At 35.6% G+C, this 18617-nt stretch carries 17 protein-coding genes; 15 read left to right on the top strand and 2 right to left on the bottom strand.

Annotated elements, in window-relative coordinates; genetic code table 11:
• Window positions 1-58 precede the first annotated feature (58 nt).
• The 12 genes from miaB to ACGH6S_RS04395 all read left to right on the top strand — a co-directional run bounded on the left by miaB (window position 59) and on the right by ACGH6S_RS04395 (window position 13761).
• On the top strand, window positions 59-1486 hold the full coding sequence (miaB, locus tag ACGH6S_RS04450) for a tRNA (N6-isopentenyl adenosine(37)-C2)-methylthiotransferase MiaB (protein WP_065590779.1): 1428 nt from the start codon (window positions 59-61) through the stop codon (window positions 1484-1486).
• Window positions 1487-1565: 79 nt separating this feature from the next.
• On the top strand, window positions 1566-2045 hold the full coding sequence (locus tag ACGH6S_RS04445) for a hypothetical protein (protein ID WP_085163805.1): 480 nt from the start codon (window positions 1566-1568) through the stop codon (window positions 2043-2045).
• Between the two features lie 25 nt (window positions 2046-2070).
• The gene (locus ACGH6S_RS04440) at window positions 2071-3105 is read left to right on the top strand and encodes a PhoH family protein (RefSeq protein WP_065610013.1); all 1035 of its coding nucleotides are present in this window, start codon (window positions 2071-2073) and stop codon (window positions 3103-3105) included.
• 18 nt (window positions 3106-3123) lie between these two features.
• On the top strand, window positions 3124-5061 hold the full coding sequence (gene mrdA, locus ACGH6S_RS04435) for a penicillin-binding protein 2 (RefSeq protein ID WP_174799311.1): 1938 nt from the start codon (window positions 3124-3126) through the stop codon (window positions 5059-5061).
• Window positions 5062-5063: 2 nt separating this feature from the next.
• On the top strand, window positions 5064-6170 hold the full coding sequence (gene mrdB / locus ACGH6S_RS04430) for a peptidoglycan glycosyltransferase MrdB (protein WP_034911963.1): 1107 nt from the start codon (window positions 5064-5066) through the stop codon (window positions 6168-6170).
• A gap of 14 nt (window positions 6171-6184) precedes the next feature.
• Window positions 6185-7366, top strand: coding sequence for a serine hydrolase (locus tag ACGH6S_RS04425; protein ID WP_085163801.1), 1182 nt, complete (start codon window positions 6185-6187; stop codon window positions 7364-7366).
• 468 nt (window positions 7367-7834) lie between these two features.
• Window positions 7835-8572 (top strand): 30S ribosomal protein S2, encoded by a 738-nt coding sequence (gene rpsB / locus ACGH6S_RS04420; RefSeq protein ID WP_034947534.1) that lies wholly within the window; start codon window positions 7835-7837, stop codon window positions 8570-8572.
• 84 nt (window positions 8573-8656) lie between these two features.
• Window positions 8657-9514: a translation elongation factor Ts gene (gene tsf / locus ACGH6S_RS04415; RefSeq protein ID WP_411578407.1), complete on the top strand. Its 858-nt coding sequence runs from the start codon at window positions 8657-8659 to the stop codon at window positions 9512-9514.
• Window positions 9515-9632: 118 nt separating this feature from the next.
• Window positions 9633-10367 (top strand): UMP kinase, encoded by a 735-nt coding sequence (gene pyrH, locus ACGH6S_RS04410; RefSeq protein ID WP_034911998.1) that lies wholly within the window; start codon window positions 9633-9635, stop codon window positions 10365-10367.
• A 29-nt stretch (window positions 10368-10396) separates the two neighbouring features.
• A complete protein-coding gene (gene frr, locus ACGH6S_RS04405) occupies window positions 10397-10954 on the top strand; it encodes a ribosome recycling factor (RefSeq protein WP_065560532.1) in 558 nt (185 codons plus the stop codon).
• Window positions 10955-11504: 550 nt separating this feature from the next.
• A complete protein-coding gene (locus tag ACGH6S_RS04400; RefSeq protein WP_411578408.1) occupies window positions 11505-12413 on the top strand; it encodes a hypothetical protein in 909 nt (302 codons plus the stop codon).
• An 859-nt stretch (window positions 12414-13272) separates the two neighbouring features.
• Window positions 13273-13761, top strand: coding sequence for an NADAR family protein (locus ACGH6S_RS04395; protein ID WP_065590770.1), 489 nt, complete (start codon window positions 13273-13275; stop codon window positions 13759-13761).
• Between the two features lie 337 nt (window positions 13762-14098).
• Here the strand turns inward: ACGH6S_RS04395 and ACGH6S_RS04390 are convergent, their stop codons facing one another.
• Window positions 14099-14734, bottom strand: coding sequence for an NAD(P)-dependent oxidoreductase (locus tag ACGH6S_RS04390; RefSeq protein WP_085165872.1), 636 nt, complete (start codon window positions 14732-14734; stop codon window positions 14099-14101).
• 140 nt (window positions 14735-14874) lie between these two features.
• Here ACGH6S_RS04390 and ACGH6S_RS04385 point away from each other — a divergent pair, with 140 nt between their 5' ends.
• Window positions 14875-15240: a winged helix-turn-helix transcriptional regulator gene (locus ACGH6S_RS04385; protein WP_411578409.1), complete on the top strand. Its 366-nt coding sequence runs from the start codon at window positions 14875-14877 to the stop codon at window positions 15238-15240.
• Here ACGH6S_RS04385 and ACGH6S_RS04380 read toward each other — a convergent pair.
• Entirely contained in the window at window positions 15237-15764 is a 528-nt protein-coding gene (locus tag ACGH6S_RS04380; RefSeq protein WP_143422114.1) for a hypothetical protein, read from the bottom strand. The genes ACGH6S_RS04385 and ACGH6S_RS04380 overlap by 4 nt on opposite strands.
• A gap of 261 nt (window positions 15765-16025) precedes the next feature.
• Between ACGH6S_RS04380 and treR the strand changes: the two genes are divergently transcribed.
• Both treR and treB read left to right on the top strand, forming a co-directional pair.
• Window positions 16026-16988, top strand: a complete 963-nt coding sequence (gene treR, locus ACGH6S_RS04375; protein WP_174799295.1) for a trehalose operon repressor TreR — start codon at window positions 16026-16028, stop codon at window positions 16986-16988.
• Window positions 16989-17166: 178 nt separating this feature from the next.
• A complete protein-coding gene (treB, locus tag ACGH6S_RS04370; RefSeq protein WP_085165870.1) occupies window positions 17167-18594 on the top strand; it encodes a PTS trehalose transporter subunit IIBC in 1428 nt (475 codons plus the stop codon).
• Window positions 18595-18617: the final 23 nt, after the last annotated feature.

The following is an 18617-nucleotide window of genomic DNA, read 5'->3' as shown; positions in this document are numbered from 1 at the left end:
AAAATCGCGGATTTAAACCCGTTTTCATTTTAACAATTAAATTATAGCTGAGTTATTGATGAGCAAAAAACTACATATCAAAACTTGGGGCTGTCAAATGAATGAGTATGACTCAACAAAAATGGCAGATCTCCTTGAATCTACCCACGGTTTAACTTTAACTGAAAATGCCGAAGAAGCAGATATTTTATTACTCAATACCTGCTCTATTCGAGAAAAAGCCCAAGAAAAAGTCTTTCATCAATTAGGACGTTGGAAGAACCTTAAAAAAAATAACCCAAATATCATTATTGGTGTAGGGGGATGTGTTGCTTCACAAGAAGGCGCCCACATTCGCAAACGAGCACCATTTGTGGATATTATTTTTGGACCTCAGACCTTTCACCGATTACCAGAAATGATTGAGCAAGTTAGAAGTGGTAAAGGTAATCATGTGGTTGATGTAAGTTTTCCTGAAATAGAAAAATTTGATCGTCTACCAGAGCCTCGTAGTGAAGGCCCAACCGCATTTGTTTCAATTATGGAAGGATGTAATAAATATTGTACTTATTGCGTAGTTCCTTACACTCGAGGTGAAGAAGTTAGTCGACCTTGTGATGATGTTATTTATGAAATAGCTCAGCTTGCTGAGCAAGGTGTACGTGAAGTCAATCTATTAGGTCAAAATGTAAATGCATATCGTGGACCGACATTCGATGGTGATATCTGTTCCTTTGCTGAATTACTACGCTTAGTTGCAGCCATTGATGGTATAGATCGTATTCGTTTTACAACTAGCCATCCAATCGAATTTACAGATGATATTATTGATGTTTATCGTGACACACCAGAACTAGTAAATTTTTTACATTTACCAGTACAAAGTGGATCAGATCGTGTATTAAACTTAATGAAACGTACGCATACTGCACTTGAATATAAATCAATTATTCGAAAACTACGCAAAGTACGACCAGATATTCAAATTAGCTCCGATTTTATTGTTGGTTTCCCAGGTGAAACACAAGAAGACTTTGAACAAACCATGAAGTTAATTGCCGATGTTAATTTTGATTTAAGTTACAGTTTTGTCTATTCAGCACGTCCAGGTACGCCAGCTGCTGAAATGGAAGATAATGTTTCGGAAGAAGAAAAAAAACAAAGACTATACATTCTTCAAGAGCGAATTAACCAACAAGCTATGCAATTTAGCCGTCGTATGTTAAATACCGTGCAACGTATTTTGGTTGAAGGTCCATCCAAAAAAGATCTTATGGAATTAACAGGCCGAACTGAAAATAATAGAATTGTTAACTTTGAAGGTCGCCCTGAAATGATTGGTAAATTTGTTGACGTTGAAATTACCGATGTTTATCCAAATTCATTGCGTGGCAAAGTAGTTAGAACTGAAGATGAAATGGATCTACGCGTAAGCGAATCACCAATGTCAGTTATATCTCGAACCCGAAAGGAAAATGATTTAGGTGTTGGTATTTATCAACCATAAAAACAAAACGTAAAATATTTAGTTATTTATTTTAAATAGAAATTAAAAAGTTATTAAATAAGAAAATAGGAAAGAAAAAATGTTTATTATTTTTGGTACTCGTGGAAGAGAAGTCAACGAACGTGGTGGACAATTTAATTGTCCTAATTGTTGCTCACAACAAAATATTACTACTGACGAAAAACAACAGAAATACACACAAATAAAAGTAGCAAAATATTTTACATTATTTTTTATTCCTATTTTTAGTTACTCTACCTTAGGTCGTTATATAAAATGTAATCAATGCAATAACGATTATAACGAAAATGTGCTCGACTATGTACCGCCAACATTTGAAGAACAAATAGCTTCATATGTTGAACAAGAGTTAAAAAGTGGAACACCTATTTCAATGTTGGTTAATAAATTGAAATCACAAGGATTTGATGAAAAGCAATCAACAAGTGCAGTAAATAATGTTGTTAACGGAAATATAGTTTCTTGTCATCAATGTAAAATGGATTTTATAAAAGGCGTTGAAAAATGTTCTTTATGTGAACAGCGTCTCAGCAATTAAAATTAATTGAATAGAGGTTTTATTTTTGAATATTACAACACAAGAAACCATACTTGAGCCCGCTGATAATCAGCGGCTTAATAGTCTTTGTGGTCCTTATAATGACAATATAAAACAGTTAGAACGTCGGCTTGGTATTGAAATTAATCATCGAGGTAATTTATTTTCAATAACTGGTGATGATATTTGTGTTCGAGCGACTATTGATATTTTACAATCTCTTTATAAACAAACCAAAATCAAAGACAAAATAATTGATATTGAACCAGAACAAATTCATTTAGCTATCAAAGAGACAGGTGCGCTTGAAAAAGTGAGTGAACACTTACCTAGTTATGTTGATCATCAAGGCGGAAAGCTAGTGATGATAAAAACTAAGCGAGGTATAATCAAACCCCGAACAGCGAATCAAGCACAATACATAGCTCATGTTTTGGATTACGACATTTCTTTTGGTATAGGGCCTGCTGGAACAGGTAAAACTTATTTAGCGGTAGCAGCTGCCGTTGATGCGCTCGAAAAACAACAAATTCGTCGTATTGTACTAACTCGACCAGCAGTCGAAGCTGGTGAAAAACTTGGCTTTTTACCAGGTGATTTAAGCCAAAAAGTGGATCCTTACTTACGTCCACTTTATGATGCTTTATTTGAAATGTTAGGTTTTGAAAAAGTCGAAAAACTAATTGAAAAAAGTGTGATTGAAGTGGCGCCACTCGCTTATATGCGTGGACGCACATTAAATGATGCATTTATTATTCTTGATGAAAGCCAAAATACAACGATTGAACAAATGAAAATGTTTTTAACTCGAATTGGTTTTAATTCGAAAGCGGTAATAACAGGTGATATTACTCAAATCGATTTACCACGTAATCAAAAATCTGGATTACGTCATGCAATAGAAGTATTAAGCCAAGTTGATGAAATTAGTTTTAATTTTTTTAATAGTGAAGATGTCGTGCGCCACCCAGTAGTTGCTAGAATTGTTAATGCTTACGAAAAATGGGAAGAACAGCAACATATGCAACATAAGTTGCAGCATACAGAAAGAAGTATTTAGAGGAGTACTATTATCTCTATCTCAAGTAAAAAAAAGAAAACTAAGATTCGAGATCATTCCGCGGAAGCAAATTTGTTTTTACGCCGAGCACTGTTTTCTTTTATTGTCATTATTATTTTAATTATCATATTGATTGCAAACTTAGCTGGTTTACAGATTTTGAATTATAGCTATTACACTACTAAATCTAATGATAATCGTATTGAAATTATTCCTATTCCACCTAATCGTGGCATGATTTATGATCGTAATGGTACGCCATTAGCGATTAATAATATTACATATCAATTAAATATTATTCCTGATAAAACTAAAAACCTCAATGAACAATTTGAGCAATTAAAAAAGATTGTTGATTTGACAGATGAAGATATTGAAACATTTCAAAAAGAACGGCGCAATTATAGAGCTCATCGTCCAGTACCGCTAAAAGATAATTTAACCGAAAAACAAATAGCTCGTTTTGTTGTAGATCAACATCGTTTTCCGTTTGTTTCTATTGTAGGTATACAGCATCGTTATTATCCTTATGGATCATCACTGACCCATATTCTTGGCTATATCTCTAAAATTAATAGCCAAGATAAACAGCGATTAGAAGATGAAAATAAAGCAAGTGATTATGTGGCAACTTTTAATATTGGTAAAATGGGAATAGAAAAGTACTACGAAGATGTATTACACGGAACCCCTGGTTATGAAAAGGTTGAAGTTAACAGCCGAGGTAGAATTGTACGCCAGCTAAATCAACATCCACCACAAGCAGGTGAGGATATCTATTTATCTATTAACCTAAAATTACAGCTTTATATAGAGCAATTACTGGCTGGACGTAAAGCGGCAGTGGTAGCTATTGACCCTAATAATGGTGAAATTTTATCCTTGGTTTCTAGTCCAAGTTATGATTCCAACGCTTTTGTTGGTGGTATATCAAGTACTAAATATAGCGAATTACTCAAAGATCCTAGTAAGCCACTTTTTAATCGAGCTTTATTAGGTGCTTATCCACCAGCTTCAACAGTTAAGCCTTTTATTTCCATTGCGGCCTTAAGTGAAGGAGTGATCACACCAAAAAGTGTGGTTAATGATCCTGGTTGGTGGCAATTACCTGGTACTGAACGGCGTTATCGTGATTGGTTAAAATGGGGACACGGTCGAGTTGATGTATTAAGGGCGATTGAAGAATCAGTTGATACCTACTTTTATCAAGTTGCTTATGATATGGGCATTGATCGCCTAAATCTGTGGATGACTAAATTTGGTTATGGTGAACGAACAGGTATAGATATTTCACCAAACGAAGAAACACGAGCAGTTATGCCTAGTCGTGAATGGAAAATCAAACGCCATAAAAAATCTTGGTTGCAAGGCGATACTATACCAGTTGGTATCGGTCAAGGTTATTGGACAGCAACACCTATCCAAATGGCAAAAGCATTAACCACGTTAATTAATAATGGTAAAACTTATACTCCGCATTTTTTATTATATAAAAAGAGCGATATTTTAAATTCAGATGAACATCAACCAACAATTAATCCTGAAAAATACATAGAAGATAATAGTTTAGTTAATGTTAAATCAATTTATTGGGATTTAGCTAAAGAAGGTATGCATCGTGTCATGTTTGGATCACGAGGAACGGCACGTAAAATTTATGCAGATGCAAAATATCAAGCGGCTGGCAAATCAGGTACCGCACAAGTTTATGGCTTAAAACAAGATGAAGTTTATAACGCTCATAAGATCCCTGAACATTTACGCGATCACGCGTTATTTATTGCTTATGCTCCTTACGATAATCCAAAAATTGCCTTAGCCATTGTTTTAGAAAATGGCGGTGGCGGAAGCTCAAACGGCGGTGCAGTAGCTCGTAAAATATTAGATTTTTATCTTCTTGGAAATAACTCAACAGAGCTAGATGACCCATCACCAAATACAGGAGCTGAAGATTAATAATGAATAATAGTAAAAAATCTTTTTGGCAAAAAATACATATTGATCCCTTATTTTTTTTATTTATTACTTTATTACTAGGTTATAGTCTTTATATACTTTGGAGTGCTAGTGGGCAAAATATTGATATGATGCAAAAGCGAGTAATACAAATATTACTTGGCTATACTGTAATGATTACGCTGGCACAATTTTCGCCCAGAACCTATGAAAAATGGTCACCATATCTGTATGTTGTTTGCATTATCATCCTATTATTAGTAGATATTTTTGGATATACCAGTAAAGGCGCACAGCGCTGGTTAGATTTAGGTATTTTGCGATTTCAACCTTCTGAAATAGCCAAAATAGCCGTACCATTAATGGTTGCAAAGTTCATTCATCGTGATGGATGCCCACCGCCATTAAAAACCACATTACAAACACTTGGTATAATTGGAGTGCCTACATTACTTGTTGCTATGCAACCAGATCTAGGCACAGCAATATTGATTATTATGTCAGGAATTTTTATTATTTTTTTAGCAGGCATTAATTGGCGCTATATTCTTATTGCATTAATTTTAATTGCTATATTTTTACCAATTATGTGGTTTTTTTTAATGCATGATTATCAACAAAAACGCGTATTGATGCTAATAAATCCTGAGCTTGATCCAAATGGGGCTGGTTATCATATTATTCAATCTAAAACAGCAATTGGATCGGGTGGTATATGGGGCAAAGGCTGGCTTGAAGGTACGCAATCGCAACTTGAATTTTTACCAGAGCGACACACCGATTTTATCTTTTCAGTTATAGCTGAAGAGTTTGGTTTTATTGGTTCGATTATTTTGTTAATTCTATTTTTATGCTTAATTGTGCGTGGACTTATTATTGCAGCTCAAGCACAAACAACATTTGGACGAATTTTATCGGGTGGACTAATTTTAGTATTTTTTATTTATGCATTTATTAATATTGGTATGGTCAGTGGAATCTTACCAGTAGTTGGTGTACCATTACCTCTAATAAGTTATGGTGGCTCATCTTTAGTCGTATTAATGGCAAGTTTTGGCATTATGATGTCTATTCACACACATCGATATATGTTGTCTAAAAATATTTAACGGAATTGAAATAAATGAAAAAGAAATTTAAATTATCTTTTGCTTTGTTTGCGCTTGCAATTTGTTCATCAGCATCGGCTGAAATGGCTTTTCCTATCCCAGCTATTCCACAACTAGATGCTGAATCTTATATTTTAATCGATGCAAAATCAGGCGAAATTTTGGCACAATATAATGCTGAACAACAGCGTGACCCAGCTAGCCTAACCAAAATGATGACCAGTTATGTGGTTGGTCAAGCACTACGCTCAGGACGCATAAAAAATGATGATATGGTTGTAGTAAGTAAAGATGCATGGGCAACGGGCAACCCTGTTTTAAAAGGGTCATCATTGATGTTTTTAGAAGTGGGTAAAACAGTATCAGTATCTGATCTTAATAAAGGTATTATCATCCAATCTGGTAACGATGCTTGTATTGCAATGGCTGAACATGTTGCAGGAAGCCAAGGTGCATTTGTTAACCTAATGAATGATTATGCAAAAAAAATTGGACTAAACCATACCCATTTTGAAACCGTTCATGGGCTCGATGCGCCAGGGCAATACACAACAGCTAAAGACATGGCTTTTTTAGGGCAAGCATTGATTCGTGATTTACCAGAAGAATATTCTATTTATAAACAAAAAGAATTTACCTATACCCTATCAAAACCACAACTTAATCGAAATGGACTACTTTGGGATACCACATTAAACGTTGATGGAATTAAAACAGGACATACCAATGCTGCTGGCTATAACTTAGTTGCTTCAGCGGTTGATGGCAATACCCGTTTAATTTCAGCGGTACTAGGTGGACGAACCTTTAAAGGGCGTGAAGAAGAAAGTAAAAAACTATTAGTATGGGGATTCCGCTTTTTTGAAACTGCAAATCCTGTAAAAGCTGATACGCCATTAGCAACAGAAACGATTTGGTATGGTGATAAAAATAAAATTCAATTAGGTGCAACTAATGGCGCTTATATCACAGTACCAAAAGGTCGTGCGGCAGATGTGCAAGTTGAATATAAAATTGATGATTATATTTATGCTCCAATAACCAAAGGTACAGCCGTAGGTAAAATGCAGTTCCTATTAGATGGTAAAGTAATTAGTGAACAGCCACTTGTTGCTTTGCAAAATGTTGAAGAAACAGGATTTTTTGGTGGAATATGGGATTGGATCTGCCTACAATGCCATAAATTATTTAGCTAGTTTCAATTATCACAGTTCTGTAAGTATCAGCTTACAGAACAACCTTACTTTTTAAAAATAAACATCTTCTAATATAAAAAACTGCCATAAAAAACCGTCAGGTAGACTATTGATTTTATTGAATTTTTTATTAAAGCGCTATATTTAACAAATAGTTGCTAATTAAATATACAATAAACACTTAATAAAACTAACCTATACATCATTACAATAATTAACTCCGCTAACAACAGTTAATATTACAAATAAAGCTAGCAATCTTATACTATTTATGGTATAAAACGTGCGCTACATTTCACATTATTTTTTTGCAAAAGTAATGATGGATAAAAGCATTAAATTTAATGATTAATTAACGTTATAACACACACATATCATTACACTTTTCCGGGGTGCCTTTTACTTTATGTATAGGTCGGATAGAGCGGATATGTGGAGGCATAACCCCAACGTCAAAATGAGGAAATCATGACTACAGTATCAATGCGCGATATGTTACAAGCGGGTGTACACTTTGGACACCAAACTCGTTATTGGAACCCAAAAATGAAACCATTTATTTTTGGTGCACGCAATAAAGTTCATATTATCAATCTTGAAAAAACAGTACCATTATTCAACGAAGCATTAGCTGAATTAAACAAGATTGCCGCTCGTAAAGGTAAAATTTTATTTGTTGGTACAAAACGTGCAGCTAGCGAAGCAATTAAACAAGCTGCTGAAAGCTGTGGACAATACTACGTTAATCACCGTTGGTTAGGTGGTATGTTGACTAACTGGAAAACAGTACGTCAATCAATCAAACGTCTAAAAGATTTAGAAACACAAGCTAGTGATGGTACATTCGATAAATTAACCAAAAAAGAAGCACTAATGCGTGCTCGTGAAATGGCTAAATTAGAAAATAGCTTGGGTGGAATTAAAAATATGGGTGGCTTACCTGATGTGATCTTTGTTATTGGTGCAGACCACGAACATATCGCTATCAAAGAAGCTAACAACTTAGGTATTCCAGTCATTGCTATTGTTGATACTAACTCAGATCCTGATGGTATTGATTACGTTGTTCCAGGTAATGATGATGCGATTCGTGCAATTCAATTATATGCAAATGCAGTTGCTGAAGCAGTACGTTCTGGTCGTGAACAAAACCAATCTCCAGTATCTGAAGAAAGCTTCGTAGAAGAAGCGCCAGCAGCAGAGTAATAAACTCAAATATTTTCAGGGTCGATAATAATATCGACCCATTCTAATGAAAATCATCACAATGGTTAAATAGAGGATTAAAAAATGGCTGAAGTTACCGCTTCTATGGTAAAAGAACTGCGCGAAAGAACTGGCGCAGGTATGATGGAATGTAAAAAAGCATTAGTTGAAGCAAACGGTGATATCGAACTTGCAATTGACAACATGCGTAAATCAGGTCAAGCAAAAGCAGCTAAAAAAGCAGGTCGTGTTGCGGCTGAAGGTGTTATTATTTCTAAAATATCTGCGGATAAAAAATTGGGTGTTATCTTAGAAGTAAACTGCGAAACAGACTTTGTTGCTAAAGATGCAGGATTCTTAGCATTTAGTGATAAAGTTGCAGAGGCGGCATTAACAGAACGCATTAGCGATATTGCTGCATTACAAGCTAAATTTGAAGAAGAGCGCACAGCTTTAGTTGCTAAAATTGGTGAAAACATCGGTATTCGTCGTGTTGCTGAAATTGCTGGTGACGTAGTAGGTAGTTACCAACACGGTGCTCGTATTGGTGTATTAGTTGCTGCAAACGGTGCTGACGATGAATTAGTTAAACACATCGCAATGCACATTGCTGCAAGCAAACCAGAGTACGTTGATCCAAGTGACGTACCTGCTGATGTAGTTGAACATGAACGTAACATTCAAATTGATATCGCAATGCAATCAGGTAAACCACGTGAAATCGCTGAAAAAATGGTTGAAGGCCGTATGCGTAAATTCACTGGTGAAGTATCACTAACTGGTCAACCATTTGTAATGGAACCTTCAAAAACTGTTGGCGACTTATTAAAAGAAAAGAGCGCAGCAGTTATTTCATTCATTCGTTTTGAAGTGGGTGAAGGTATTGAAAAAGTCGAAGTTGACTTCGCAGCAGAAGTTGCAGCAATATCAAAACAATCTTAATTGTTTTATAAAACCGCCGTTAAGGCGGTTTTGTTTATCTACAAAATATTTTAAAATTACTGCTAGATAGGAGCCCTAGCTCCTTATTTTATTAAATAACGAAACAGTGAGACATCATATGGTAACCCCTTTTTATAAACGTATTCTTCTTAAACTCAGTGGTGAAGCACTACAAGGTGACGAAGGTTTTGGTATTGATGCAACCGTTCTTGATCGTATGGCTCAAGAAATAAAAGAGCTTATTGAAATGAATGTTGAAGTTGCTGTTGTTATTGGGGGTGGTAATCTATTTCGTGGCGCAGGGCTTGCTAAAGCGGGAATGAACCGAGTAGTTGGTGATCATATGGGCATGCTTGCAACTGTCATGAATGGACTTGCGATGCGAGATGCATTACACCGAATAGAAGTAAACGCTCGCCTAATGTCAGCCATTCCATTAAATGGCGTGTGCGATGACTATCGTTGGACTGAAGCAATTAGCTTGCTTCGTCATGGTAAAGTCGTTATCCTTTCTGCTGGAACTGGTAATCCTTTTTTCACAACCGATTCAGCAGCATGCTTACGGGGTATTGAAATTGGTGCAGATGTTGTCTTAAAAGCGACCAAAGTAGATGGTGTTTACTCTGCCGATCCTGTTAAAGATCCAACAGCAACACTTTATAAAACACTAAGCTATGAAAAAGTGCTTACAGATGAGCTTAAAGTAATGGATTTAGCGGCATTCACATTAGCAAGGGATCATAATTTACCAATTTGTGTCTTTAATATGAATAAACCTGGAGCGTTGCGTCGTGTTATATTAGGTGAACAAGAAGGGACATTAATTAATAACAAAGCAACAGTAACCAGTTAATTATCTTTATTTTAAATAAGGCTTTTATTATGTTAAACGAGATTCAAAAAGAAGCGCAAACGCGCATGGAAAAAAGTATTGATGCGTTTCAAAATCATATTTCTAAAGTAAGAACGGGTCGCGCATCACCAAGCTTATTAGATGGTATTATGGTTGAATATTATGGTAGTCCAACGCCATTACGCCAACTAGCTAACATCGTTGCTGAAGATGCAAGAACGCTAGCGATTACTGTATTTGACAAATCACTTACGCCACTAATTGAAAAAGCAATCTTAACATCAGATTTAGGACTTAACCCAGCATCAGCAGGTACCGTTATTCGCGTTCCATTACCGCCACTAACCGAAGAACGCCGTCGAGACTTAACCAAAATTGTCCGTAACGAAGCAGAACAAGGTCGAGTATCGATCCGTAATATTCGCCGTGATGCCAACGACCAAATCAAAGCATTACTAAAAGATAAAGAAATATCTGAAGATGATGAACGTAAAGCACAAGATTTAATCCAAAAAGCGACAGATGCCGCAATTAAAAAATTAGATACAGTGCTTGCCGATAAAGAAAAGGAACTAATGGAATTCTAATTTTTATCTTCTTTTTCCTCTTTTCTTCCAAACGCTCTGTTTTATAAAGCAGAGTGTTTTTCCTTGATTTTAAAAATCGGTCAGTAAATGAATTGATTTTATTTATTTTTTAATCTGATTTTCATCCAAAACAGCCCCCTAAAACAGTCATCCAAAACCGAACTCCAAAAAAACATCCCATAGCACCAACACCCGCCGTTACCTCACTACGCACAATTATTTACAAAAAAGTCCGCCAAAAAACTAGCCAACTATTTTATAAATGGTTATACTTTTATCGTTGTAGGAAAACAAGCTTATTAAATAAGCGAATAATTATAAAAATTTAAATAAAACAAATCATTACTTGACAGGTGGACCATAATGCATTATCATTTTAGACAACAGACAACAGCACTGGCAAACCTATGTCTTAAGTTTATCAAATAATCTTATTCGACGAGTTTTTTCACGAAACTTATTTATATTTTCCAAATTATCTCTCAACGAATTATCGAAATTATCGTTCAAATCACCTAAAACAGCTTTGCTAGTATTAGCATTGTTATTATTGTCATCTTCATCGAATTTACAGGCATTGAATGGTAAAATAGCTCGAGCGGGTAATCGTAGTGATGCAATAATAATACCGTCGCCAGTAATAATACCGTCGCCAGTTATCAATTATGTAAGGCCAAATCTATTTGGGGGTGACGGCAAATATGCAGGCCCTGCTAACATATGGAATCCTGATAAGGGCTTTTTAGTTCAATCAATCAATCCTGAATCATACAGCCTAAATTTTCCGACCACAGGTGCGCATAATTTATATTTTGATTTACTCATAACAGGAATAGATGTGAGAAACTTGACATGGGAACCGGTCACGCATGAGGGAATCACTGCAACAGTGACAAATGTTGTAGCTAATGATATTTGGATTTTTTATAAAGATAGGGGACAAGTTGTAGCACGTGTTAGGCTAACAGGTCCAGAGGCAAGAAATCAATGGTACAATCCTCATCCTAACCTAATTACTAAGCCACAGTTACCGCAGACGTTTGAGTTAGTGGGTAGAGATATATATGGCGTTGAGGTAGTAAAATATGGATTTGTATTAAGGCAGTGGTTCGTCAATCGGGGTAAGATAGATAACAACTATTCTAATCAAACCACATGGTGTAATAGTTTGGGTTATCGAATGCCACGGGTAAGAGATTTAACCAATGCGGTCAGAAAAGCTAATCCTTCTATTTCAGGCGCAGCACCTAGTTCATCAGATAATAATTACATGCGTCACATAGGCGCTAGCTTTTTCGCGGAGTGGGGCAGCATGTACCGCTACACTGATGCGGGCTTCGTCGGCAGCTACTGGACGAGCGACGCAGCAGGTGGCTACCTGTTCCCTGTCTTCTCCGACGGCTGCATCTACGTCGGCAGTGCCGGCGGCTTCCGCGGTGGCCTTTGCACCGCACCTTAGCTTTTAGCGTTTATTTCTTAATCCTTAGGGCGCGGAAGGGGGTTACGGTGTCTGAAAGAACAATATAAAAAAGAATAAAGCCCCAGTATAAGTTTGGGGCAAACCCCTTAGGGTTGCGCAGTTGTGGCAAAGCCACAATCGCACCGCCCGCCACCGACGCTGAAAGCGTGGCTGGCGGGGGCACAAGGACAAGCAAATAAACAAAGAGGAGTCATGCAATGGAAATTAAACAAAAATTAGCATTAAGTGACAACCCGATTCATTTTTTGAGAGAAGGACTTTTTTAAAGACATACAACCAATCGTTTTATGTGATAAATCAATTATTAGGATTCAACATAAAACCAATAATCAAACACATAAAAAAACTCGACCAAATGTGCGAGCGCATCAACGTAGCTTAGATGTAGCAACTTAGCATTCACATCAGATAGGAAAAAGCTGTGGGGCAACTCAGCTAAAATCCACTTTGCTGTTGATAGTGGTGGTCTACCTTAATAATTCACTTAAAAAAAACATTTAGTTAGCAATACAACAAGCTTTAGAAAAATGGACTATGCCAAAACTAGAAAAATACAATGAGTCGGTTTATTATAAAATTTTGTGACAAAATTAATTATCACCTTTAATGGGCAAATATACAAATTTAGTATGGATTTATAAAGGGATATATTCTGAATCAGCAAATATTTGCAGATTCACCATATAGAGAATAAAATTTTAGGCGATTTATTAACTTTTATAATATGGTTAAAACGCATCATGAATTTTTAAAGGGTTATTTTATTATGAAGTGTAAACAATCCAGAGGTTTCTTAGCTGTAAGTTTATTTATTCTACAAAAGGAGCAATTTAAATAGATGAAACAAGTCGGAAAGAAGAAAATGATTTTCTTTTTTAGTCCTGATCATTATCTATCTCAGTGGTATCCTTGTCATTTTGTTATTAATGAAATAGCATTTACTAGTGCAGAACAATGGATGATGTATTCTAAAGCGTTGTTATTTAAAGATATAGAGAGTGCCAATGCTATTCTATCTATTCCGTCATCTAAAATGCAAAAAAAGCTGGGGCAAACTGTGCGTAATTTTGATGAAAATATATGGAATAAGCATAAAAAAGAGATTGTTTTTGAGGGTAATTATGCAAAATTTTCTCAAAATGATGAGCTTAAAAAATATCTATTATCAACCAAAGATAAAGTATTAGCAGAAGCAAGCCCTTATGACAAGATTTGGGGAATTGGTTTAAGTATTGATGACGAAATGAGATTTAATATGGCTAAATGGCGAGGCAAAAATTTACTTGGTGAAGTTTTGATGCAAGTGAGAGAGGCTCTAAAAACGTAATTTAAACTAAATTTATTCATTAAAAAAGATGATGAATATTTGCTTTTTTAGGTCTATTTTTTGCCTAAAAAACAGTTTTTATACTTAAACGTATAGTTACCTGAAACTTTTTGACAAGATTTTTGACTTTGGCTACTCACCCTCTTTTGGTTAATACGTTGCCGTTAAATTCATTTTTTCACTAAAATTCAAAAATATCCCAAGTCAAATCCAACTCGTTCCTAAAATAATAAGTCTTGAAGCGTGTTGAAAAATATGTCGGGATATTGTATTCGTTATTATGGAAAATCGGTGCTTATTCTGTCCAATCAAGCTTGGTTACAAAACTTTAGCAACCTTATTCAGTTGCAACAGTAAAACGTTGCTTAATATGCTTGGCTTTTTCTGCTTCATCAATCATGGCAATGGCATAATCGGCATAACTGATTTGGCTTTTTCCTTGGCTGTTAAATAACACCTCTTCACCGCCCAAGATATAATGCCCAGTTCTTTTCCCATCAGCATTAAACTCAATGGCTGGGCTTAAATAAGTCCATTGCACATCATCGCACGTTCTAAGCGCATCAAGTGCTTTGGCCATATTGGTGGCTAATGGTTTAAATGCCTCAGGAAAATCAGGTGTATCAACCAAACGTAGTGAATGCTGTGGATTAACATATAAACTGCCTGCTCCCCCAACCACTAATAGGCGATTTGTTTTACCGCTCAAGATATCAGTTAAATGTTTTAAACTGGTTTGATGCAATGGCAGTAATTCCTGTGCCCAAGTACCAAATGCATCGATAATCACATCAAAGGGTTTTAAATCAGTATAGGTTAATTCGAACAGATCTTTAATTAGCACATTTGCTTTGGGATCGAGCGGTTGACTCGCTTTGCGCACTATTGCGGTAACATCATGCCCTCGTGAAATCGCCTCTTTGACTAAAAGTTGCCCTGTTTTACCACTCGCACCAATGACTGCTATTTTCATACTTTACTCCTTTTAATCGTTTAAGGATTAACATGATATAAGAATGGTTTTAGATTAGTCTTTAACGTTTCTACTGTAAAGTAGGTACCAAATAGTGCTATAGTAACTTTTTTGAAACTATTGTTGAATTTTAAGGATTAATGATTAAATTAAATAATGATTTGCCTATTTGCCCTGTTGAAATAACATTAATGTTAATAGGTGATAAGTGGAAAGTTTTAATTGTGCGAGACCTGCTTACGGGAACCAAGCGCTTTGGTGAACTAAAAAAATCGCTGACTGGTATATCACAAAAAGTTTTAACTCAGCACCTGCGAGCTATGGAAAAAAATGGGTTATTAACCCGCAAAGTGTATGCCGAGGTTCCCCCCAGAGTTGAATATACATTAACCGAGGTTGGACAAAGTCTAAAACAGGTGCATGATGCCATGTTAGAGTGGGGAAAGGCCTACAAATTAAAAGCGGATGAGTCACCTTTTCCTCATCCGTCAATCAATCATAATTAACTATCAAATTCTTCGCAGCCAAAATAAAACTCATCTGAGTTGGCATTTTTGTCACGACCGATAAGAATGATACTAGGAAAATGATTTTCTTCTGTGATTGGGGCTGTATATTGATAATATTGTCCTATATCACCCCAAGACATCTCTTCTTTTAAATGGGCAGGGATTGGGATTGCCCCCATTGCTTTGGCAAATGTATCTATATCACCTTTGGCAACAGCATAAAAATATGAACCGCTATCGCCTTGGTATTTAATTTGCGATACAGTCGTATTCATTATTTCCAGCGGTTTGGCAAAGTGATACTCTAAATTAATCAGCCCATCATCTTCTAAGTTTTTTATGGTAATGTTTTGTTGGTTAAGTTGTTTAACCACTTTTGCATCACGACCATCAATTGGAGCAACCTTGCATAATAAAGCCGCTTTAAATTGTGCTTCAATTGTATTATTTGTTTCGGTCGCTAATGCATATCCTGAGAAACCCAAAATGAGCAGTGAACTGCATAAAAATTTGTATGACACCTTTATTTTTTTCCTTTTTAAGGCTTTGTTTAAATTATTTACTATTGTTACAAAAAATAACTGCATTAGATAGTATTTGTCAGAATTTAGTTAAATAAAATTATTTTAATATCAATGGGTAAATGGTCAATTTTATATTAAATCTTAATATAGCTATTAGTTAACAAAACTTATTTACCAACTGGTATAAATAATCTCAAATCGCTATTTTTTATAAAATAGATTAGTATGATTTTATTGATTTTTGTTGGCTAAATTATTATGAGTATATCTTCAAACAACTTAACCATTAAAGATATTGCAAAGCTTTGTTCGGTAAGTAAATCTACCGTGTCTCGAGTGATTAATCATGATCCTATGGTTAAAGAAGCTACGCGTAATAAAGTTTTGGCAATCATTGAACAGTATCACTTTACGCCGTCTAAATCGGCAAGAGCGATGCGTGGTTATGGAAATAAAGTGATTGGGATTATTGTAACTCGCCTTGATTCTCTTTCTGAAAATCAAGCTGTTCAAAGTATGTTACCTATTTTTTATCGGCATGGTTATGATCCTATCATTATGGAAAGCCAATTTAGTACAGCCAAAGTCAAAGAATATTTATCCATGCTTAAAGGTAAACAAGCTGATGGCGTAGTTATCTTTGCATTTACTGGACTAGAGCAGTCATTATTATCCACCTGGCAAAATAGTAGTGTAGTAATCGCAAGAAAATTCCAAGATCATACTTGTATTTGTTATGATGATATTGGTGCAGTTAGATTATTGCTTGCTCATTTATATCAATCGCAACAACATCAAAATATTGGTTATATCGGTATTGAGCAACAAGACCAAACTACTGGCGCATTGCGTTATCAAGCCTATTTGGATTTTTGCCAGCAATATCAACTTAGCCCCAATGCGGTTTTAGGTCAATTAAGTTATCGTTCAGGTTATGATCTTGCCCAGTTGGTGTTAACTAAAAATCCATCGGCTATCGTTTGTGCAACTGATGGTATTGCATTAGGATTAAATAAGTATTTACACGAAAAACAGCTTGAACATATTACCGTAGCTAGCATTGGTAATAGTGAGCTACTGAGTTTTCTTTTTCCTAAGACTTGTGCAGTTGAACTCGGTTTTGATCAAGCAGGTAGTTGTGCGGCTCAAGAGTTACTTAATATGTTACAAAATCAGTTTGAACTGAAAAGTATCACCATTCCTTGCCATTTAATAAGCTAACCAGTAGTTATTTTTATTTAATTTGTGCTTATTTTGCTCTAATTTGTGATATTAATCACAAAAAAGGGAACGTTCCCATTTATTAATTTATCAATTCAATCTATGCTTAATCTATATTCAAAATAGCCAGATTATTAGTGAAATAAAAAGGCTAATTCTAATTTAAAGGAGACCTTTTATGGCTAAAAATTCCCAATTAACTAGCCAATCGATAATGCAATTAATCGAGTTGATTGGTGGGAAAGAAAATATTGCCAGTGTCACTCACTGTTTAACAAGATTGAGGTTTGCCTTAGTTGATCCTAAGCTAGCTGATGTCCAAGCTATAGAAGAACTGCCTTTTGTGAAAGGTTGTTTTAATAATGCTGGACAGTTTCAAGTTATCATTGGCACCAATGTTGATAGTTATTACAAAGCATTGATCCAGCAATTAAATTTAGATGAAGCAAGCAAAGAGCAAACTAAAGTAGCAGCTAAAAAGAATATGTCTTTTTTTGAAAGGTTTATTTCTAACTTAGCGGAAATTTTTGTGCCATTATTACCAGCTTTAATCGCTGGTGGTTTATTACTTGGGTTACGTAATATTATTGGTGAAATGCCAACTATTGATGATAAGCCGCTGATACAAACCTATCATTGGCTAGCGCCAATTTACAGTATACTTTGGTTACCTTGCGAGGCGATTTTCCACTTTTTACCAGTTGCCATTTGTTGGTCTACCGTGAAAAAGATGGGAGGATCGCCAATTTTAGGTATTGTTTTAGGCATCACTTTGGTTTCACCACAATTGATGAACGCTTATGACCTTGGCAGTAAAATACCTGATGTTTGGGATTTTGGTTGGTTTAGTATCGAAAAAGTCGGCTATCAAGCGCAGGTGATTCCGTCTATTTTTGCAGGTTTAGCGTTGGGTTGGATCGAAACACGATTACGCAAAATTGTACCTGATTACTTGAATCTAGTGATTGTGCCGATTGTTGCGCTTCTTGTTTCTGTGTTTTTAGCACATTTCCTTTTAGGTCCAATTGGAAGAATGTTAGGTAATGGTATTGCTTTTATTGTTAAATATTTAATGACTGGTGATTATGCCTTTATTGGCGCTGCTGTTTTTGGTTTCTTTTATTCACCATTGGTTATTACTGGTATTCACCATACAACCCTTGCAATTGACTTACAAATGACTGAAAGCATGGGCGGTACGCCGATTTGGCCAATTATTGCTTTATCTAATATTGCTCAAGCTTCGGCTGTTGTGGGTATTATTTTAGTTAGTAAAAAACATAATGAGCGTGAAGTGTCGGTTCCTGCTGCCATATCAGGTTATCTTGGGGTAACCGAGCCTGCTATGTATGGTATTAATTTGCGCTATAAATTCCCGATGCTGTGCGCCATGGTTGGTTCAGCTTTAGCCGGGTTAATTTGTGGTTTATTTGGTGTGTTATCTAATGGTATTGGGGTTGGCGGTTTGCCGGGTATTTTATCGATAAAGCCGATATATTGGTCGATTTATGCTTTGGCGATGATTGTGGCAATTGTGGTTCCGATTGTTTTAACTTCGATCGTTTATAAAATTAAACTTAAAAAAGGTACGTTAGATATTCGTTAAACACGAGCTAATAACCATTAACC

The organism is Gilliamella sp. BG3 (genome assembly GCF_046635605.1).
GTDB lineage: Bacteria > Pseudomonadota > Gammaproteobacteria > Enterobacterales > Orbaceae > Gilliamella > Gilliamella bombi.
The sequence above is the reverse complement of the archived record's forward strand: the minus strand, read 5'-3'. Positions and strand labels throughout refer to the sequence as shown.